A 19,543-nucleotide genomic window follows, 5' to 3' on the forward strand; every position below is an offset into this window, starting at 1 on the left:
CCAGCGAGTGGACCGGCTTACCCCTCGTGATACGCCCTCATCTGGCGGAAGTCCGAGGCAATTGACTCCGGCTCGTGCGGATACCGGAAAATCGCCTGCAGATGCCCATCCGGGTTGATCAGCAGGAACTGGGCGCTGTGGTCGATCTGGTAGTCGCCGTCGCCGTCGCCGTCGCCGGTGTCGTGCCGTGCGTGCACGATGCCCAGGTCGCGGGTTAGCACCTCGATGCGCTCCATCTCGCCCGTCACCCCCAGGTAGTCCTCGCCGAACCAGCTGACGTACTCCGCCAGCCGCTCCGGGGTGTCGCGCTCCGGGTCCACGGAGACGAACACTACCTGCAGGTCCTCATCATCGCCGGTCTCCGCCAGCAGGGACTCGATCTGGTTCATGGCCGCTAGTGACATGGGGCAGATGTCCGGGCAGTAGGTGAAGCCGAAGAACATGAAGGTCCACTGGCCCTGCAGCCGCTCGTTGTCAAAGCGGGTCTCATCCTGGTCGATCAGGTCGAAGTCCGTGATGACCCGGCCGCCCTCAAGCCAGGTGGCCTCGGTCTCCGGGGGTTCCGAGGGGCCGGAGCCGCTCAGCCAGGCAGCGCTCCAGGCGCCGCCGCTCAGGGCGATCAGGGCGACGAGAATCCAGGGCATCCAGTGTTTCATGGGGTCTCCAGTCGAGCGTGGGTGCGGTGTGCTTGTAGCGGACGCGGCATCGTCCGCGGCCCGTCTCCAATTCACTTATGCCAAGTGTAGCGGTGTTACCATTTGGCGGAAGTCAGGAGGGCAGTCACACATGGACAATTTGCAGAATGTACCCCCGGAGCTGGAGACGCTGCGCGACTTCGTGCGCTATTCGGCCAGCCGGTTCAACGAGGGTGGCCTGTTTTTCGGTCACGGCACGGACAACGCGCTGGACGAGGCGGCCGCCCTGGTGCTCCACACGCTCCGGTTGCCACCGGACCTGCCGGCGGCCTGGTGGGACAGCCGGCTCACGGCCAGCGAACGGCAGGCCATCATGGCGCGGGTGCGCCGGCGCATCGAGGAGCGGCTGCCGCTGCCCTACCTGACCCACGAGGCCTGGTTCGCCGGCCTGCCGTTCTACGTGGACCGGCGGGTCCTGGTGCCACGCTCGCCGCTGGCGGAATACATCCAGCGCGGGTTCGAGCCCTGGCTGGTGGGTGATGACGTGCGCAGGGTGGTGGACGTGGGGACCGGTGGCGGCTGTATCGCCATCGCGTGTGCCTACGCGTTCCCGGAGGCCAAGGTGGATGCGGTGGATATCTCCCGCGATGCGCTGGACGTTGCCGCCATCAACATCCAGCGCCACCACCTGGAGGAGCGGGTTTCCCTGGTGCCCTCCGACCTGCTGGACGGGCTGCCCAGGGAGAACCGCTACGACCTGATTATCAGCAATCCGCCCTACGTGGACGCCCGGGACATGAGCGAGCTGGCGCCGGAGTTCCGGCACGAGCCGCGCCTGGGCCTGGAGGCGGGCCAGGACGGGCTGGATCTGGTCCGGCGGCTGCTGGCGCGGGCGGGTGATTTTCTCACCGAGGAGGGCATACTTGTGGTGGAGGTGGGCAACAGCGCGCCGGCGCTGGAGGCAGCCTACCCGACAGTGCCCTTTCTGTGGCTGGAGTTCGAGCACGGCGGCGACGGGGTGTTCCTGCTGACGGCGGACCAGCTGCGGGAGCACGCGGACGCGCTGGCACTGCCCGAGAGTTGATCAACACCTGGTGAGTGGCCATGAAAATGCTGAAACACTTTTTCCTCCTGAGCGTCGCCGCGCTAGTGCTGGCGGGCTGTGGGGTCAATCCGGTGACCGGCGAACGGCAGCTGGCCCTGGTTTCCGAGCGTGAGGAGATCTCCATTGGTGAGCAGCATTACGGCCAGACGCAGCAGTCGATGGGGGGCGCCTACACCACGGACGAGGCATTGACCCGGTACGTCCAACGGGTGGGCCAGAGTCTGGCGGAGGTCAGTGACCGGCCGAACCTGCCCTACGAGTTCGTGGTGATCAACGACAGCACGCCGAACGCGTGGGCGCTGCCTGGCGGCAAGATCGGCATCAACCGCGGCCTGCTGCTGGAGATGGACTCCGAGGCGGAGCTGGCCGCCGTGCTCGGCCACGAGATCGTGCATGCCGCCGCCCGACACGGTGCGCAGCGCATGGAGCGCGGGCTGCTCTTGCAGGCCGGCATTATGGCCGTGGGCATTGGGGCATCGGCGGCCGAACGGGATATCGGGCCGCTGCTGGTGGCCGGCGCGGGTGTGGGAGCCACACTGATCATGCAGCGCCACAGCCGCAGCCACGAGCTCGAGGCCGACTACTACGGCATGCAGTACATGGCCCGGGCCGGTTACGACCCGCAGGGTGCGGTAGATCTGATGGAGACCTTCCTGCGCATGTATGACCGGCGCGAGCCCAGCTGGTTGGAGGGGATGTTCGCCAGCCACCCGCCATCCCGCGAACGGTTGGAGGCCAACCGGGCCACGGCGCAGGAGCTGGAGAGCCAGTGCGGCGAGTGCGTGATGGGCCGGGATGCCTACCAACAGGCGATTGCGGACCTGCGGGATCGCCAGGAAGCGTTCGAAGCCCATGACAAGGCCCGCAAGGCGCTGAAGGATGGCAAGCCGGACGAGGCTCTGCGATTAGTGGACCAGGCCATCGAACGGCACCCGGACGAGGCGATCTTCCACGGCCTGCGCGGCGACATACTGGGCAAGCAGGGGCGGCACGAGCAGGCGGTTCAGTCCTATGACCGGGCGCTCTCGCGTAACCCCGACTTCTTTGCTTTCCACCTGGGCCGCGGCATATCCCACCGGGAGTTGGGCAACAACAGCCAGGCCCGGCGGGACCTGCAGCGGAGCAACGACCTGTTGCCCAATGCCATTGCCCACAACGCCCTGGGCAAGCTGGCACTGGCCGCCGGTAACCGGGACCGCGCCCGCGGGCACTTCACGGTTGCCGCGCAGTCGGACAGCCCCGAGGGCCGCGAGGCGCAGGCGTTGCTGCAGCGGCTCCAATAGTAGCTGGGGGGTAGGTTCGGGTTCGCGCAGCCAGGCCGCGCGAGCCCGAACCCCGGGCTTTATTTCTGTCGCCAGTTCCCCCGGCTGTCCTGGTAGTACCAGCCATCGGGCAAGCGGCTCTGCCAGCGCTCCGTGAAGGTGCGGCGGATGTCACCCTCCCAGTCGGGCCGGTTGTTGGCCTCGGCGATCTCCCGGTAGAGCGCCCTGCGGTCGCTGTTGTCCTGCTCCACCAGGTTGCGCACCCGGTTGCGGTCAGGCAGCGGGATGGCGCTCTGGTCGCGAATGGAGAGGAGCCCGTCATTGGTCAGGCCGATGGCGCCGCTCTCGTAATGGGCACGCAGGTCGGAGTGGCGGTCGCGCATGCGGCTGGTCAACTCATGGATGCGAGGTGTTTCCACCTCCAGGTCGGCCTGTGCGTGGGCGGTCGGCACCACGCGGTTCAGTACCCGCATGGCCATGGGTTGATCCTGGCGCTCCAGGCGCTGGGACTGGGGCTCCCCTTCCTCCTCGGGCGGGTTGGAGCGCTGCTGGGCCTCCGGCCCCCAGACATCGTCGATGATCCGGTCCGCGGCACGCTCAGCGGCCACAGTGGGGAAGTAGACATTGATGGTCACGCAGGCACTGAGCAGCAGCAGGGCGCTGAACAGGGCGCCGAAACGCCAGGGTGATGCAATCATGGAGTGGCTCCTTGTGGGCATGGTCACTTGCAGTTAGATCCTTGAAACCACGATTCGGTTCTCGCCAGTATCGCCCGACCAGTAAAGCGCAATCGCTGCTATTCCACCACAGGGCCGTCGTCCTGCTGCAGGGCCTGGTGGATCTGCTGGCGCAGTGCGGGCCAGCTGACCTCGCGGGCGAAGCCGATGACGTTGATTCGGGGGATCGAGCGGCCCTCGATCAGGTAATAGCCGCCGTTCGCTGGCGCCACGCCATCCATGTGGCAGATGCCCTGTTCCAGGCGACAGCTCATCCCGAGACGCCGGTAGCGGAAGGCGTCGAACACCCGCAGGAACTGCCGGGAGACCCAGTCCGCCGGTGTGCTTCCGCCGATCTGGGCGATGTCCTCGACCGCCCGCTGGCTGATCCGGCGACGCTCGCGGGTGCGCTCCGGTGACCAGGCGCGGGCATCGAAGGCCACCGGCTCCCAGCCAATCATGTGCAGCCCCAGTACGTCGGCATGTACCAGGCCCTCGATGCGACCCACCTGCAGTACCTGGGTGAAGTGGTCCAGGTCCCAGCTGCGCATGCGCAGGTCGGCGCGGAAGACCGGCGCCGGGCCGAAGGGGTCCTCCAGGCTGAGGTCGTCCACGCGGAGCAGGCCGTCGAAGACCTGGGCGATGAGGGTGCCGCCCAGGTTGAGGTGGCCGTCGCGGTAGGTCATTTCCGGCAGATTGCCGGACAGGATGCCGGAGAGCGGCGGCCAGCCCAGCTCCCGGGTCAGCTCCCCGAGGTCGATGGGCAGAATGTCTGCCTCGAACAGGATATCCAGATCGTCGGTGCCGATCTGGGCCACCTGCAGCTGGTTTACCCGCAGTCCTCCGCCCAGGATGGGCAGCACCTGGCGGGGCTGCAGGCGAACGTCCCGCCCCCTCGCGGAGAAGCCCAGCCGGGCCTCGCCAAGGGGCAGTTGCATCAGGCGGGCCTCTCGCCACTGTACCCGGCTGTCCGCCGGTGCCTCGGCATCAGCGGCCGCCCAGTTCACCAGGCCGTTGAAATCGCGCAGGGCGAAGCGCTGGTCGGCATCATCCAGCTGCAGGCCATGCGCCTGCAGCCTGGCGGCATGGGGGGCACCGTCCCGCCACTCCAGTGCCCCATCCAGCCGCCCCTGGAGGGAGAGCTGGTCCAGGTTGCTGCCCACCAGCCAGGGGTGTGCATAGACGCTGTAGAGGCCACCGGCGCGGCCATTGCGCAGCCGGACACGGGCCGTTTGAAATTCGAGGCCAGTCAGCAGGGCCTGACCGCTCAGCTCGCCCAGGCCCTGCTGGTTCAGGTTGAATTGGCGGACATCCAGTTGCCCGGTCTCCGGGTGCCAGTCGGCCCCGGCGGTCAGGTGCAGGGGATGGTCGTCCAGCTCCAGAAAGATCGGTTCGGCGTAGGCCTGGCCGCGGTCGCTGCGCAGCGAGGTGCGCAGGGCCCAGGGGCCGGCGCCATGGCGAAGCGCCAGCAGCCGGCCATCGAGGGCCAGTCCCTCGCTGGCCAGCCGCCCCTCGGCATCGTGCGCGGTGAGCTCGGACTGCCATTCCAGCCAGGCGCGGGTGCGGCCGTCGTCCGCCCTCAGCCGGCCCTCTAGCGCCAGCCAGCCCTCCGCGCCATGGTCGGCCGGCAGCCAGTCGGCCAGCAGGGCGCCGGGCTCCGTGATCGTCAGCTCCGCCACGTCCACGGTCCAGCCGCCATCGTCGCTTTTCACCGCGAACTCGGCGGTGCCCACATCGGTGGTGAGCTGCCACTGGCCCTCGACCCGGCTGCCGTCCAGCTTCATGGTCAATTCACCGGCCCCCTCGACCTTGCCCAGCCAGGGCAGGGTTGTCGACAATGTGGCCCCGTCACAGCGCAGCGTGGTGGGCGTCAGGCCTAGATCGCCGCAGCGAAGGCGCAGGTCTGTCAGCTGGGTGTCGCCGGGCAACTGCACGCGCTTGACCCGCACCTCGGCCTCCCCGCCGCGCAGGGGCAGGCGCAGGTCCAGGCCCTCGGCGCGCCAGCCCTCGCCCTCGATATCACCGATGCTCAGCGATACGCGGTCGATGGCCAGGGCCGGGCCGGCGAACACAAGGCCGGTCAGGCACAGGAGCAGGCTGCAGGTCAGGCGGGCCACCGCGGTCATCATCCTCCGTGAAGGGGCTGCACTGGTGCGGTTTGCGTCGGCAACCGGCCGGTGCTAGCGTGCCGTCATTCCAAATCAGGGGCGCAGGGAAGCGCAGGGTGTCTTGATGTCTAACGTAGTGGATCATAGTACCGTCGAAACGGCTGATCCGGCATCGGACCTGCTGCACCGGGTGTTCGGTTTCCGCGAATTCCGCGGCCAGCAGGGGGATGTCGTGCGCCACGTGAGCGCCGGGGGCGATGCCCTGGTGGTCATGCCCACCGGTGGTGGCAAATCGCTTTGCTACCAGTTGCCGGCACTGCTGCGGCCGGGGGCGGCCATCGTGGTCTCGCCGCTGATCGCGCTGATGCAGGATCAGGTGCGGGCGCTGCGCCAGGCGGGCGTGCGTGCCGCCTCGCTCGATTCCACTCGCACCCTTGATGAGCTGCGGGAGATCGAACAGGGCCTGCTGCAGGGCGAGCTGGATCTGGTCTACATGGCCCCCGAGCGGCTGATGACCCCGCGCATGCAGGAGCTGCTGCAGCGGGCGCGGATCGCGCTGTTCGCCATTGACGAGGCGCACTGCGTCTCCCAGTGGGGGCACGACTTCCGGCCGGAATATCTGCAGCTCAGCGTCCTGCACGAGCGCTTCCCCGACGTGCCCCGCATTGCCCTGACGGCCACGGCGGATGCCCGCACCCGCGAGGAGATCGCCCGCCGGCTCGGGCTGGAAGCGGCCCGGCAGTTCCTCTCCAGCTTCGACCGGCCCAACATCCGCTACCGGGTGACGCCGCGCCGCAATGCCCGCGACCAGCTCTGGCGCTTCCTGCAGAACGAACACCCGGAGGATGCGGGTATCGTCTACTGCCTGTCGCGGCGCAAGGTGGACGACATGGCGGAGTGGCTGAACAGCAAGGGCCGGGAGGCGCTGCCCTACCACGCCGGCCTGGATTCGGCCACGCGCCAACGCAATCAGCAGCGTTTCATCGAGGAGGAGGGGCTGATTGTGGTGGCCACCGTTGCCTTCGGCATGGGGATCGACAAGCCGGACGTGCGCTTCGTGGCCCACCTGGACCTGCCCCGCAGCGTGGAGGCGTACTACCAGGAGACTGGCCGTGCCGGGCGGGACGGCCTGCCGGCCAATGCCTGGATGAGCTACGGGTTGCAGGACGTGATCACCCTGCGCCAGATGCTGGACAGCTCCGAGGCGGCGGAGGAGCACAAGCGGGTGGAGCGGCACCGGCTGGAGGCCATGCTGGCGTTCTGCGAACTCACCGGGTGCCGCCGCCAGTCCCTGCTCGGTTATTTCGGCGAGGACCTGTCGGAGCCCTGCGGCAATTGCGACACCTGCCTGGAGCCGGTGGAGACCTGGGATGCAACCGAAGCCGCGCGCAAGGCCCTGTCTGCCGTCTACCGGACCGGCCAGACGTTCGGGGTCAGCCACCTGGTGGATGTGTTGCGGGGCCGGGAGACCGACCGGGCGAGGCAGTTCGGCCACCATCGGCTGTCCGTCTTTGGCATCGGGGCGGACATGGAGCCGGGGCAGTGGCGCACGATCTTCCGCCAGTTGGTTGCCCTGGGCCTGGTCGACGTGGACCTGGATGGCTACGGCGGGCTGCGTCTGGCCGAGCGGTGCCGGCCGGTGCTGCGGGGCGAGCAGCCGCTCTACCTGCGCCGCGACCCGGCCCCGGTACGGGGCCGGAAAAAGCGGGGGGTGCCGGATGCGCCCTTCGACCGGCCGGAGGACGAGCAACTTTTCAACGCCCTGCGCAGCTGCCGCCGCGAGTTGGCCAAGGAGCAGGGGGTTCCCCCTTACATGATCTTCCATGACGCCACTCTGCGTGAGATCGTGGAGGCGCGCCCCGATACACTGGCGCAACTGGCCGAGATCAACGGCGTGGGCGAGCGCAAACTGGAGCTCTACGGTGATGAGTTCCTGGGCGTGGTGAGGGAACAGCTTTAAGGGAGCGGGCCGATGGTGCTGAGGGATGAACTGAAGGAGATGATCGTCAACCGCGTTCGGGAGGCCGTGCCGGCCGAAGCCATCTACCTCTATGGCCCCGGGGTGGAGGGGCCGGAAGCGGAAGACCGCCACCTCGAGTTGCTGGTGGTGGTGCCGGAAGCTTACGAGCCGCCATCCCGTCGGGGTATCCACCTCAAGCGCAGCCTGAGCCGGATCAACCGGCCCATTGAGGCGCGGGTGGTCACCCACGATGAGCTGGAGCGGGAGCGCCACCACCTGCACTCGCTGGAGCACCGGGTGCTGCTCAAAGGCGAGCGTATCTTCGGTTGACGGGCTGCCACCGGTAGCCGGTCAAAACAGCCAGAGCGTGAGGCCCAGCACGAGCGGCAGGGTAATCACCGCGAGCGCGGTCTGCACCGTCAGGATGGTGGCCATCAGCACCGCGTCGCCGCCCAACTGTCGGGCGAGGATGTAACAGGAGGCCGAGGCGGGCACGGCGCTGAACAGTACCAGCACCGCCAGGGTCGTCTCGTCCAGCCCCATCAGCCAGCCGCCGACGGCGGTGACCATCGGCAGGACCAGCAACTTGAGCACACTGGCGAGTGCCAGCGCGCCCGGGCTGCGCCCGATCTCCCCCCAGTACAGGCCGGCCCCCACCGCCATCAGCCCCAGCGGCAGCGCGGCCTGTCCCAGGCCGTCCAGGAACATCAGCGCGGCGCCCGGCAGCCCCGGGGTCAACACGTTGAGGAGTATCCCCACCACACAGGCCATTACCAGCGGATTGCGCACGATACTGCCGATGAACCCGTTGCCGCCCCGTTCCCCCTTTTTTCCGTAGCGCATCAGCGCGATCACGGCCAGGATGTTCACCAGTGGTACCAGTACCGCCAGGCTGATGGCGGCGAGGGTCAGCCCCTTGTCGCCGAAAAGGGCGATGGCGGTGGCCAGGCCCACGTAGGTGTTGGGCCGCATGCTCCCCTGCAGCACGGAGGTGAAGGCAGGCCCCCCGTCTGGTGTGCTGGGCCGCAGCAGCGCCCACTGCGCCAGGTAAATGAGCAGCACGGCGCCGATCAGGACGGTGATGATCGGCAGCAGGTCCAACGTGTGCAGGGGGGCCTCCGACAGGCGGGCCACCAGCAATGCGGGCAGGGCCAGGTAGTAGGTCAGCCTCTCGGCGGTGGGCCAGAAGCCGTCGGCCGCAAAGCCGGTGCGGTAGAGGATATGCCCCAGGGCGATTAGCCCGAACACGCTGATGAGCGCGGCGATGGTGGACCCCATGGCCACTCCCTTGCTGCCAACGAAAAGAGGGCCGACCCGGTGCCCCGGGTCAGCCCTCGCAGATGATACCGCAGGGCGGCCCCGCGTGGGGGTTAAGTCTGCGGCGGTTTGGGTGCCTGGTCGGCGGAAGCGGCCAGTTCCCCGGTCCGCTTCTTGAAGATCAGCTGCAGTGCGACCAGTGCACCGCCGATGCTGATGCCGATCAGGTCGGTGGTCCAGCCACCGGCGATCATCGACAGGGCACCGACCAGCAGGCCGATCCGCAGGTACCAGACCATGTGGCCGAAGAACCAGCCCTGCACCGAAGCCGTCAGCAGGTAGATACCGATACTGGCGGTTGCCACCACGCGAGCGATCTCGGCCCAGGTGCCTTCACCCAGCAGCGCGGGGCTGTAGAAGAACATGAAGGGCACGATGAACGCGGCTAGTCCCACCTTGAAGGAGGTGACCGAGGTGCGCAGCGGGTCGGTGTTGGCGATGGCCGATGCCGCGTACGCCGCCAGGGCCACTGGCGGGGTAATGGCCGAGATGACCGCGAAGTAGAACACGAAGAAGTGCGCCACCAGCGGGTCGATGCCCAGCCGTTGCAGGCCGGGTGCCACCACCGATGCGGCCACCGCGTAGGCAGCCGTCGTGGGCATGCCCATGCCCAGCAGGATGCTGATGCACATGGCGAAGAACATCGCCAGCAGTTGGCCGCTGCCCTCGATGGTCCAGTTGATTAGCGGAATGGTCACGTCCACCTGGGCGATGCCCAGCAGCATGGACGCGAACCGTGCGCCCACCCCGGTGAGACTGATAACGCCGACGATGATGCCGGCGCAGGCGCAGACCGCCACCAGCGGGATCACCATCTTCGCGCCCAGCTCCAGCGCACGCAGGATGGCCCTGGGGCCCATCCAGTGCGGTGTCAGCCAGGAGACCACGGCGGCACTGAGCATGGCCACGGTGCCGGCGCGGATCACCGAGTAGCCCATGAACAGAGCGCCGATCAGCACAATGATGGGGATGAACAGGTAAACCTTGCGCAGCATCTCGCCCAGCTGTGGCAGCTGATCCCTGCGCAGGCCGGTCATGCCCATCTTGCGGGCCTCGAGGTCCACCATGAAGTAGATGGACAGGAAATAGAGCACCGCCGGGATGATGGCCGCCACCGCAAGCTCGGTGTAGGGGATGCCGGTGATCTCCGCCATGATGAAGGCACCGGCGCCCATGATCGGCGGCATGATCTGCCCACCGGTGGAGGCGGCTGCCTCGATGGCCCCGGCGCTGCGCGGGTGGTAGCCCACCTTCTTCATCAGCGGGATGGTGAGGCTGCCGGTGGCCACCACGTTACCGGCTGAGGTGCCGTTGATCATGCCCATCAGGCCGGAGGCAAATATGGACACCTTGGCCGGCCCGCCCCGCGCGCGACCGGCCGCGGCGAAGGCGAAGTTCACGAAGTAGTCACCCACCTTGGAGGCCTGCAGGAAGGCCGCGAAGGTGATGAACAGGATGATGTAGGTGGACGACACCGCGGTGGTCGGCCCAAGTATGCCGTTGTCCGTATAGACGTAGCTGAAGAAGCGCGGGAAGGAGTAACCGCGATGCTCCAGGATGCCCGGCAGCCAGGGGCCCGCAAAGGCGTAAAACAGGAAAACGCCGGTGATAATCACTAGCGCGAGGCCCGCGACCCGGCGTGTCATCTCCAGGATGAGCACGATACCGGTGAGCGAGACCAGGAATTCGGTGGTGCCGACGAAGGAGGTGCCAGCCGCCATGCGCCAGCGCGACAGGGCGAATATGATGAACGCTGCCACCACGATGGCCGCCAGTGACAGCAGCCAGTCCGGCCAGTGCACCCGGTTGGCCGGGCTGCGGAAGACCCAGCTGGAGAGCAGCGCGATGCCGGTGCCGCCGATCAGCGCGTAGCGCATGTGCTCGAAGACCCAGTCCGGCGGGTTGGGCTGGCCGCCCATCTCGCGCAGGTACCACGCCAGGCCCACGCAGAAGGCGGCATAGCCGATGGCCGTTGCGCCGGCCAGCAGCGGGACGATCTGCGCGGTGGTCAGGGCGCGTGGATTGGCGGTGCGGTTCAACGTGGCCGCCGTGGTCAGCAGAAAGCCGATCACCAGCCCGCCCGCCACGTGGCTGATGCGGAACGCCCAGGTCTCGATGGGCGCCACGTTGAGGGAATACAGGTGGAACGCCGTGTACAGCACGCAGATGCTGTACAGCAGCCAGCGCTGCCAGCCGATGACGTCGCGCTCGTTATGGCCGAGCGGAATCTCGGTCACGTCGTCGGCGACGACAGTGGGTGCGCCCTGCTGCGCTTGCGGGTCCTTCTCGTCGGGTGACTTCTGGTTGTCTTGCCTTTGTGAATTCATGTTTGGATTCACTGTCCGTTGTCGGGCTTTTGGCCCGTTGCGGATAGGGGGTCTGCCGGGCAGGCCGACGGGTATGTCAGTTTTGGCTGCCCGGACAAACAGAACCCCCACCCGCGGTTGCGGATGGGGGTGGTTTCACCGGATACGCAGTGGCTTAGCCGCGCAGATCATCCGGGATGTCGTAGCCGTTCTCTTCGAACCAGCGGACCGCACCGGGGTGGAAGGGAAGCCAGTCGTTGACCTCCCAGTTCTCCGGCAGGGTCTCCTTGGACGCGCCGTGAATCTGAACCATCTCATCGTTGTTCTCCATCACGGTCTTGGTCACACCATAGACCAGACTCTCGGGCATGTCCTTGTGCGTAATGGCGAAGTTCCAGATGGAGATGGCGTGGATGTCATCGTCCAGGGTCTGGTAGGCGTCGGCCGGAATGGTGGAGGCGGCCAGCTCCGGGAAGGCCTCCAGCAGCTGGGCCTGCTCGTCCTCGGTAACGGAGAAGATGTTGACGTCAGTCTGGGCCTCGGCCTGGCTGAAGGCGGAGATCGGGATGCCGGCCGCAAAGGCGAAGGCATCGATCAGGCCGTCCTGCAGCTGACCCACCTGGTCGGAGGCACCGCCGTTGCGGGTGCGGACGTTGAGGCCAAGCTGCTCGAAGAACTGCGGGAAGTACATGTCGGAGGTGCCGCCGGACGGGCCGATACCCACGGTCTTGCCGTCCAGGTCTTCCATGGACTCGATACCGGAGCCCTCAAGGGTGATCACCGAGAAGGCGGTCTGGTACATGGGGAATACGGCACGGATGTCGGTGTGCTCCAAGCCCGGGGCCAACTCACTCTCGCCTTCCCAGGCCGCCAGGGCCGGACCCATGGTGACCATGCCGAACTCGTGGTCGCCGGTCTGCACCAGGGTGGCGTTTTGCACCGGGCCGCCGGTGACCTCGGCGCCGGCATTGATATCCAGCGATTCGCCAACCATGTTGGCCCAGCCGGAACCGTAAATGTAGTAGGTGCCGCCCTGGCTGGCGGTGCCCACGGTGATGCTGCGGGGCCAGTCGCCGCGATCGTCGGCAATGGCGGCGCCACCGGCTGCGACCGCTGCGCCAGCGCACAGGCTTACGAATACATTGCGGGTGCTGTTAAACATTTTAATCGCTATCTCCGCTGATGGCTGATCGGAAAAATGCTGCGGTGGCCCAAGGCAGGCACACCGGACGGTCAGACATTCAAGGATAGGAATGATCGGGTAAATGGTCTGACACCGCGTTTTTATGTCAGCCGTGTGGCGGCTGTCAACGGTGGGTTGTTGTGCAGCACCGCATGCGATGTGCGCCATTACACGCCATTACGCAGTTACCTGCTGCGCTTTTCCGGCGTTTTTTCACATGGCGCACACCGCGTGTTGCGGCAAATTGTCGCAAACTGGGGTCAGTTGCCCCGCGGGACCGTCTGCGGCTCGACGAACTCGAACAGCCCTTCGGTGCCCCCCTCGCGCCCCCAGCCGCTGGATTTCATACCGCCGAAGGGGGCCTCCGGCGTCGGGCCGGTGCCGGTGTTATGCCCCACGTGGGCGAACTCCAGCGCCGGGATGATGCGCTGGGCCCGGGCCTCGTTCTGGGTGAACAGATAGGCGGCCAACCCGAACTCGGTGTCATTGGCCAGTTTCAGGGCGTGGTCCTCATCCCGAAAGGGGGTGATGGGCACCAGGGGGCCGAAGGTCTCCTCGCAGGTGCAGTCCATGCCGGGCTGGACCCCGCGGAGCACGGCCGGGGGGAAGAAGCCGCCCCAGTCGTCGTGGATCTCGCCCGGGTCCTCGCCCAGCACGACGGTGGCGCCGTTTTCCACGGCGTCATTAAAGTGCCGGCGGACCTTCTCGTAGCCGTTACGGTCGATGAGCGGGCCCAGGTCGGTGTCCGGCTCCATCCCGTCACCCACCTTCAGCTTGGCGGCGCGTGTTGCCACTTTCTCAGCGAAGGCCTCCTCTGCCGAGGCCTCGACCAGGATGCGGTTGGCGCAGACGCAGGTCTGGCCGCCACCGCGGAATTTGTTGGCGATCAGGTGGTCCGCCGCCTTGTCCAGGTCGGTGTCGGCAAAAACGATGAAGGGCGCGTTACCACCCAACTCCAGGGTCAGCTTTTTGACCCCGGGCGCGCTGGCCTTGATGAGCTTGCGCCCCACCTCGGTGGAGCCGGTGAAGCTCACCACCCGGACGCGGTCATCCTCCATGAGGGTGTCCCCGATGGGGCCGGAGGACCCGGTGACCAGGTTGACGAAACCGGGGGGCAGGTCCACTTCCCGGTCCATGAGCGTAAACAGCGCGATCATGGTGAGCGGCGTCTTGGAGGAGGGCTTGATTACGCTGGGGCAACCGGCGGCGATGGCGGCCGAGAGCTTCTTGGCGATCATACCGATGGGGAAGTTCCAGGGGGTGACCAGCCCCACGACACCGGCAGGCCGGTTGTAGACCGTCCAGGTCGCGTCCTTGGGCCGCTCGTGCAGGGTGCGCGGCCCTAGGGAATAGAGGTTGCGCGCGCAGTACTCGAAAAAGCCGGCGGCGTAGAGTACTTCGCCCTCCGCCTCCTTCAGCGGTTTGCCGTGCTCCAGGGTGAGGATGCGGCCCACTTCTTTTTTGTGGGCCTTGAGGGTGTCGACGATGCTGTCGAGCCACGCCTGGCGTTCCTCCAGGCTACTGCCCGCGCGCAGGGCGGCCTGGGCGGCGTCAATCGCCCGTCGGGTCTCATCGGCCCCCAGGGACGAAACCCGTGCCAGCTCATCGCCGTTCACCGGGTTGCTCACGGAAAAACACTCGCCGCTGTCGGCGGGTGTCCAGGCGCCGTCGATGTAGCCGTGCAGGTTCGGCAGCAGGGGGGATTGGACCATGGTTCGCTCCTCGTGGTGTCATTCGTGTGCCCCCGCGGGTCGGGGCCGTGTCGGGTTGTTCGGTTCAGGGGGTGGGCGGGACGTAACCGCGGCCCTTGTCCACCTGGTTGTGCAGGGCCTCGCCCTGCTGCCAGCGCTCCAGGTTGGCGATGAACTGCTCGGAAAGCGCGCGCCGCCAGCCCACCACGTCGCCGGCCATGTGGTGAGAGATGATCACGTTGTCCATGGCCCAGAGCGGGTGGTCAGCGGGCAGCGGCTCCTCCTCGAAGACATCCAGCGCGGCCCCGGCCAGCTCTCCGGCTTGCAGGGCGGCGACCAGGTCGTCCGTGCGGACGATGGGGCCGCGCCCGATGTTGATCAGCCGGGCGTGTCCGGCCATGTGGCGGAATAGCGCTTCATCGAAAAGGCCTTCGGTGGCCGGCGTCAGCGGGGCGGCGATGACCACGTAATCCTGCTCCGGCAGCACGGCCTGCAAGCGGTCATTGCCGTAGACCGCCTGGAAGTCCGGGTCGTCGTCGCGGTCGCGGCTGGCGATGCCGGTGACCTGCATGCCCATGGCGCCGCAGGCGCGGGCGATCTGCCGGCCGATGGAGCCGGCCCCCACCACCAGTACCCGCTGGCCCTCGATACGCTCGGTGTCACGGTGCTGCCAGCGATGCGCGCGTTGCAGGTCGCGCGTGGTGTGGAGATCCTTGGCGTAGGTCAGGATCAGGCCAAGCACGTACTCCGCGATGTGGCGGTCGAAGATGCCCCGGGCATTGGTGAGCGGGATGTCGCTTTCGCGCAGCGCCGGGAAGAGCAGCCGGTCGACGCCGGCGGAGGTGGCGTGCACCCAACGGACCTTGCGTGCGGCCGGCCAGGCCTGTTCCACCACGTCGGTATTGAAATCGGTGACCAGCAGGATATCGGCCTCGTCCAGCGCTGCGCGTAGCTCATCCACCGTGCGGGTGTGGATGAGCCGCGCCCGACCTTCCAGCGCCTCCAGGCCGGGCGGGATGTCCTCGTCCACGGCGGTCAGCAGGGCGATGACCGATTGTGCGTTGGCTGACATTTGTCCTACTCCCTGTGCTGGCGCTCTGGCTGATCCGCGAAAGCCGGGGGCCCCGGGGTGCTGCACCCCGGAAACCCCCGTCACTGTGCCCATTAGTAGCCCTCAGCGGAGGGTCGCGTCAATTGTTGACCCGGCGCATTGCCGGGCCTACTGTGGACCTTAGCGCACAAGTCGGGATCGCCGCATGGGGCGACGATCACCAGTCATCCGCAGCCGCTGCATAGGAGGAACGGGCATGGTGGCGGATCCGGTCGAGCTGGAGTACTCCGAAACCCCGGAACCCATGTGGAATCCGGCCCTGAGGGCGCTGCCCATTCCGGGCATCCGGCGCATGGTCAATATGGCCGCCGAGATGGAGGACGTGATCCACCTGTCCATCGGCCAGCCCGACTTCCCGGTGCCCGAACATGTGATCGAGGCCCACATCGACGCGCTGCGTCACGGCCAGACCGGTTACACCATGGACGCAGGGCTACCGGAACTGCTCGAGGCGATCGCGGAGTATTACTCCGAGCGCTACCACCGTCCGTTGACTCCGGATAATGTGCTGGTCACCACCGGTGCCACGGAGGCGATCTACCTGGCACTGGCCGCCACCGCGGCTCCGGGGCGGCAGTTCCTGGTGCCGGACCCCTGTTTTCCCCTTTACGCCCCGCTGATCCGGATGAATGGCGGGGAGGTGAAGCCGATACCGACCCGGGCAGAGAACGGCCACCAGCTCGACCCGCAGGAGGTGATCGACAGTATAGGGATGCGAACCTTCGGCATCATCCTGAACTCGCCGAACAACCCCACCGGCACGGTCTATCCGCGGGAGACCATAGAGGCCATCGTGCAGGAGGCCGCCTACCGGGGCGTCTACGTGTATAGCGACGAGGTGTATGACCACCTGCTGCTGGACGACCTGAAGTACGCCAGCGTGCTCAACTGCACCTCCGACCTGGACCACGTGATGATGATGTCCAGCTTCTCCAAGACGTACAGCATGTCTGGCCTGCGTATCGGCTGGATCATCTCCAGCCAGGGGGCGATCAAGAAGCTGCGGAGGTTCCACATCTTTACCACCACCGTGGCCAACACGCCGGCCCAATGGGCGGGGGTGGCGGCGCTCAAGGGAGAGAAATCCTGCCTGGACCACATGGTGGAGGAGTACCGCCGGCGCCGGGACCGGGTGGTGCAGCTGGTCAGCGACGCGCCCCATCTGACTGGTTACTGGCCCCAGGGGGCGTTTTACATCTTCCCGTCTTTGCCGCAGAACACCGACGCCACCACGGTGGCCATACGCATGCTGCAGGAGACCGGCGTTTGCGTGGTGCCCGGTGATGCCTTCGGCGACAGCTGCCCCAACTCGTTGCGCATCAGTTTCTCGGCGAGCATGAATGATATCGAAGAGGCCTTCGAGCGCATGATCCCCTGGCTGGCCAAGCAGCGGTTCTGATCATTCCCTCCTCACCGTCAGGCGCGGATGCCCTGCGCGCCTGACGGCCGTTCCCCCACCTGCTGTCTCCGCGAAACCCTGCCGGCTACACGCTGGCGAGGGGCTTTCTGCGGGTCTTTGCGCTGCCATTCAGGAGTTTAGACGTGCTCTAATCTCTTGTAATAGGGTTGCAAATACGAATGACTCGCATTAGCTTTCGTTCTGGAACATGTGAAGCGGCTTGGCGGCACACGGAAAGAGAACCAGGTGCCGCCGTTTTTTTGGCCGTGCAAGCACCTTTCTGAGGGGGGATTTATGAGAACATTCAAGTTGCGCGTGGATCTGCCACTGGTAGCGGCGGCGGTTGCCATGACTTTCGGGGTTCAGGGGGTCAAGGCGGAAACCGAATCCAGTTCACGCCTACTGGACAGGATTACCATCACGGGCGACCCGGATCGGATTCGTCCCGTGCCGGGGTCGGCCCAGTCGCTGGACCGGGAAGTGCTGGACCGCCACGGCTACTCCGACCCCCATCGCATCCTGCGGGCGGTGCCGGGGGTCAATGTCGTCGAGGAGGAGGGCTACGGCCAGTTCCCCCATATCAGCATGCGCGGCACGCCGCCGGAACGGAACAGCCGGATCACGGTGATGGAGGACGGGGTGCTGGTCGCACCCGCACCTTATGCGGCACCGGCCGCCTACTACTTCCCCCCGATGGCGCGTATGGACCGGGTCGAGGTCCAGAAGGGCTCCAGCGCCATTCGCCACGGGCCTTATACCACCGGTGGCGCCATAAACATGTTGTCAACGCCTATCCCCGGTCAGACCAGCGGGCGGGCGGATGTGCTTTTCGGGTCCAACAACGGGCGGCGAATCCATGCCAATGTCGGTGATACCGTTGCATTGGGCGAAAGTGGCAACCAGTTCGGCTGGGTGCTGGAGGGGTTTTCTGAACAGTCCGACGGATTCAAACGGCTGGACAACCCGGCTTCCGGCCCGAACCAGCCTGATCTGGATACCGGCTTCGACCGTCGCAACTTCATGACTAAACTGCGCTGGAACACCGACCCGGCAGCCGCTGTTTACCAGGAGTTGGAGTTCAAGTACGCCCGGGATGATCGTAGCATTGATGACACCTATCTGGGCCTGACCCAGGAGGACTTCGATGCCAACCCGTTCCGCCGCTACGTGGGCTCGGCGCGCGATGAGATCAACACGGAGAACGAACTCTTTCAGCTGCGCCACTACATTACCCCGACGGCCAACACCGATTTGACCACCACGATTTACCGTACGGACACGGTGCGGAACTGGTACAAGCTCCATGAGGTCGATGGCGACGGTGACGGGAATTTCACCGGCATCTCGGCGATTCTTGACTACCCGGGGCAGTTCGCTGACGAGTTGGCCTGGGTGCGAGGCGAAAATACCCAGGGACGCGGCGCGTTGCGCGCCAATAATCGTGAGTACTATGCACAGGGCATCGACCTGAAGGGCGGCTATTGGTTTGACACCGGCGCGTGGTCGCATGAACTGGAGGTGGGGGTCCGATACCACGAGGACGAAGAGGATCGCTATCAGTGGCATGATATCTATGCCGTCAGCGATCAGGGTGATCTCTTCCTCGACGAGCGCGAGCCGTTCGGGTCGAAGACCAACCGTCTGACAGAGGCGGATGCCATCGCCACCTACGCGCAGAACACCATGGTCCGGGGTCCGTGGCAGATTGCCGCCGGCCTGCGTTATGAGGACATCGAGATTCGGCGGCGCGACTGGGGCACGCCCCAGAGGAATTCTTCAAGCCTGGACCGGGATCGCTCCAACACTTACCGGGTCTGGATTCCCGGTTTGGGGGTGACCTATGACATCGACTCGAATTGGAGTGTGCTTGCCGGTGTGCACCGCGGGTTCGCGCCTGGCGGGGCCAGCCCGGACGACAAGGAGGAGCGGAGCACCAACTATGAGGTGGGTTTCCGTTATAGCGGGCCGAACACGCGGTCCGAAGTGATCGCCTTCTTCAACGAGTACTCCAACATAAACATCGAGTGCACGGCAGTGGGCGGCGGCTGCGGAGCCGCGGATATCGGGGATACGGTTTCCGCCGGCGAAGTCGACATCTATGGTCTGGAGGCGCTCCTGATCCACGATCTCGGTCGCTCCCAGGATCTGGGCATCAGCGTGCCGATCAGCCTCGGTTATACCTGGACTCAGAGCGAGTTCAAGCAGGATATCGGGGGTGATGCCCCGAATCAGTGGGCCAACGCGCGGCGGGGTGATTCCCTGCCGGAGGTGCCGGAGCACCAGATCAATGCGAGCATTGGACTGGCCCAGGAAGTGTGGCGCTTGACCCTGAATGCCAACTACGTCAATTCGGTCAATGCCAAGGCAGATCCGGCTTTGAGCAGCCAACGGATCGATTCCCGTCTGCTCTTCGATGTGTCCGGTGAATATCGGGTGCACGATAACGTGCGGCTCTTCGGGGCTGTGGAGAACCTGACCGACAAGGAGTATGTCGCGCACTATCGGCCGGCCGGCGCGCGGCCCGGCAAGCCGCGTGAGTTCTGGGCCGGGGTGAAAGTCGATTTCTGATCCATCCTCCGCGTTTTGCTGAGCAGGACGGGGTGGCCGCCGGCCGCCCTGCTGCGGGCCCCCGACAGGGATGGTCGGAGGCTTTTTTGGTGTGCGCCAGGCATGGCGCGCAGCGCCTTGAGTGGCGCTATTCCGGGGGCTGTGGTGGTTTCCGGATGACTTGGAGGTGCAAGTCCTCTACC

Annotated in this window: 14 protein-coding genes; 6 read left to right on the plus strand and 8 right to left on the minus strand. The window is 66.2% G+C overall.

The window, feature by feature from the left end:
• Positions 1 to 17: 17 nt before the first annotated feature.
• On the minus strand, positions 18 to 656 hold the full coding sequence (locus DFR31_RS08640; RefSeq protein WP_121442285.1) for an SCO family protein: 639 nt from the start codon (positions 654 to 656) through the stop codon (positions 18 to 20).
• Between the two features lie 130 nt (positions 657 to 786).
• Between DFR31_RS08640 and prmB the strand changes: the two genes are divergently transcribed.
• Both prmB and DFR31_RS08650 read left to right on the plus strand, forming a co-directional pair.
• Positions 787 to 1,719, plus strand: coding sequence for a 50S ribosomal protein L3 N(5)-glutamine methyltransferase (prmB, locus tag DFR31_RS08645; RefSeq protein WP_121442286.1), 933 nt, complete (start codon positions 787 to 789; stop codon positions 1,717 to 1,719).
• Positions 1,720 to 1,739: 20 nt separating this feature from the next.
• Entirely contained in the window at positions 1,740 to 3,023 is a 1,284-nt protein-coding gene (locus DFR31_RS08650) for a M48 family metalloprotease (protein WP_121442287.1), read from the plus strand.
• A gap of 59 nt (positions 3,024 to 3,082) precedes the next feature.
• Here the strand turns inward: DFR31_RS08650 and DFR31_RS08655 are convergent, their stop codons facing one another.
• Together DFR31_RS08655 and DFR31_RS08660 are read right to left on the minus strand one after the other, a co-directional pair.
• Positions 3,083 to 3,700 carry a YdbL family probable chaperone protein gene (locus tag DFR31_RS08655; protein WP_121442288.1) on the minus strand — a complete coding sequence of 206 codons (618 nt, stop codon included), beginning with the start codon at positions 3,698 to 3,700 and terminating at the stop codon, positions 3,083 to 3,085.
• A 98-nt stretch (positions 3,701 to 3,798) separates the two neighbouring features.
• Complete coding sequence (locus DFR31_RS08660) at positions 3,799 to 5,844, minus strand: translocation/assembly module TamB domain-containing protein (protein WP_121442289.1); 2,046 nt, start codon at positions 5,842 to 5,844, stop codon at positions 3,799 to 3,801.
• 106 nt (positions 5,845 to 5,950) lie between these two features.
• Between DFR31_RS08660 and recQ the strand changes: the two genes are divergently transcribed.
• Positions 5,951 to 7,786, plus strand: a complete 1,836-nt coding sequence (gene recQ, locus DFR31_RS08665; protein WP_121442290.1) for a DNA helicase RecQ — start codon at positions 5,951 to 5,953, stop codon at positions 7,784 to 7,786.
• A gap of 12 nt (positions 7,787 to 7,798) precedes the next feature.
• The gene (locus DFR31_RS08670; RefSeq protein WP_121442291.1) at positions 7,799 to 8,116 is read left to right on the plus strand and encodes a hypothetical protein; all 318 of its coding nucleotides are present in this window, start codon (positions 7,799 to 7,801) and stop codon (positions 8,114 to 8,116) included.
• Positions 8,117 to 8,137: 21 nt separating this feature from the next.
• On the opposite strand, the gene DFR31_RS08675 is transcribed toward DFR31_RS08670, so the two are convergent.
• From DFR31_RS08675 to DFR31_RS08695, 5 genes are all read right to left on the minus strand, one after another.
• On the minus strand, positions 8,138 to 9,064 hold the full coding sequence (locus tag DFR31_RS08675) for an AEC family transporter (protein ID WP_121442292.1): 927 nt from the start codon (positions 9,062 to 9,064) through the stop codon (positions 8,138 to 8,140).
• A 92-nt stretch (positions 9,065 to 9,156) separates the two neighbouring features.
• Positions 9,157 to 11,430, minus strand: a complete 2,274-nt coding sequence (locus tag DFR31_RS08680) for a TRAP transporter permease (protein WP_121442293.1) — start codon at positions 11,428 to 11,430, stop codon at positions 9,157 to 9,159.
• Positions 11,431 to 11,584: 154 nt separating this feature from the next.
• Complete coding sequence (locus tag DFR31_RS08685) at positions 11,585 to 12,571, minus strand: TAXI family TRAP transporter solute-binding subunit (RefSeq protein ID WP_121442294.1); 987 nt, start codon at positions 12,569 to 12,571, stop codon at positions 11,585 to 11,587.
• A gap of 281 nt (positions 12,572 to 12,852) precedes the next feature.
• A complete protein-coding gene (locus tag DFR31_RS08690; RefSeq protein WP_121442295.1) occupies positions 12,853 to 14,304 on the minus strand; it encodes an NAD-dependent succinate-semialdehyde dehydrogenase in 1,452 nt (483 codons plus the stop codon).
• Between the two features lie 64 nt (positions 14,305 to 14,368).
• Positions 14,369 to 15,355, minus strand: coding sequence for a D-2-hydroxyacid dehydrogenase (locus DFR31_RS08695; protein WP_121442296.1), 987 nt, complete (start codon positions 15,353 to 15,355; stop codon positions 14,369 to 14,371).
• 235 nt (positions 15,356 to 15,590) lie between these two features.
• Between DFR31_RS08695 and DFR31_RS08700 the strand changes: the two genes are divergently transcribed.
• Together DFR31_RS08700 and DFR31_RS08705 are read left to right on the plus strand one after the other, a co-directional pair.
• Positions 15,591 to 16,793: a pyridoxal phosphate-dependent aminotransferase gene (locus tag DFR31_RS08700; RefSeq protein ID WP_170153646.1), complete on the plus strand. Its 1,203-nt coding sequence runs from the start codon at positions 15,591 to 15,593 to the stop codon at positions 16,791 to 16,793.
• A gap of 315 nt (positions 16,794 to 17,108) precedes the next feature.
• Positions 17,109 to 19,361, plus strand: a complete 2,253-nt coding sequence (locus DFR31_RS08705) for a TonB-dependent receptor family protein (RefSeq protein ID WP_245971160.1) — start codon at positions 17,109 to 17,111, stop codon at positions 19,359 to 19,361.
• The last annotated feature ends 182 nt before the right edge of the window (positions 19,362 to 19,543 follow it).

The sequence above is a fragment of the Alkalispirillum mobile genome, from assembly GCF_003664325.1.
Lineage (GTDB): Bacteria > Pseudomonadota > Gammaproteobacteria > Nitrococcales > Halorhodospiraceae > Alkalilimnicola > Alkalilimnicola mobilis.

Bases quoted from the DNA above. Each gene is read 5' to 3' on its own strand.
- DFR31_RS08700 (WP_170153646.1), top strand. From the start codon at position 15,591: ATGGTGGCGGATCCGGTCGAGCTGGAGTACTCCGAAACCCCGGAACCC.
- DFR31_RS08675 (WP_121442292.1), bottom strand. From the start codon at position 9,064: ATGGGGTCCACCATCGCCGCGCTCATCAGCGTGTTCGGGCTAATCGCC.
- DFR31_RS08690 (WP_121442295.1), bottom strand. From the start codon at position 14,304: ATGGTCCAATCCCCCCTGCTGCCGAACCTGCACGGCTACATCGACGGC.
- DFR31_RS08670 (WP_121442291.1), top strand. From the start codon at position 7,799: ATGGTGCTGAGGGATGAACTGAAGGAGATGATCGTCAACCGCGTTCGG.
- DFR31_RS08640 (WP_121442285.1), bottom strand. From the start codon at position 656: ATGAAACACTGGATGCCCTGGATTCTCGTCGCCCTGATCGCCCTGAGC.
- DFR31_RS08680 (WP_121442293.1), bottom strand. From the start codon at position 11,430: ATGAATTCACAAAGGCAAGACAACCAGAAGTCACCCGACGAGAAGGAC.
- DFR31_RS08650 (WP_121442287.1), top strand. From the start codon at position 1,740: ATGAAAATGCTGAAACACTTTTTCCTCCTGAGCGTCGCCGCGCTAGTG.
- DFR31_RS08695 (WP_121442296.1), bottom strand. From the start codon at position 15,355: ATGTCAGCCAACGCACAATCGGTCATCGCCCTGCTGACCGCCGTGGAC.
- DFR31_RS08660 (WP_121442289.1), bottom strand. From the start codon at position 5,844: ATGACCGCGGTGGCCCGCCTGACCTGCAGCCTGCTCCTGTGCCTGACC.
- recQ (WP_121442290.1), top strand. From the start codon at position 5,951: ATGTCTAACGTAGTGGATCATAGTACCGTCGAAACGGCTGATCCGGCA.
- DFR31_RS08685 (WP_121442294.1), bottom strand. From the start codon at position 12,571: ATGTTTAACAGCACCCGCAATGTATTCGTAAGCCTGTGCGCTGGCGCA.
- DFR31_RS08655 (WP_121442288.1), bottom strand. From the start codon at position 3,700: ATGATTGCATCACCCTGGCGTTTCGGCGCCCTGTTCAGCGCCCTGCTG.
- prmB (WP_121442286.1), top strand. From the start codon at position 787: ATGGACAATTTGCAGAATGTACCCCCGGAGCTGGAGACGCTGCGCGAC.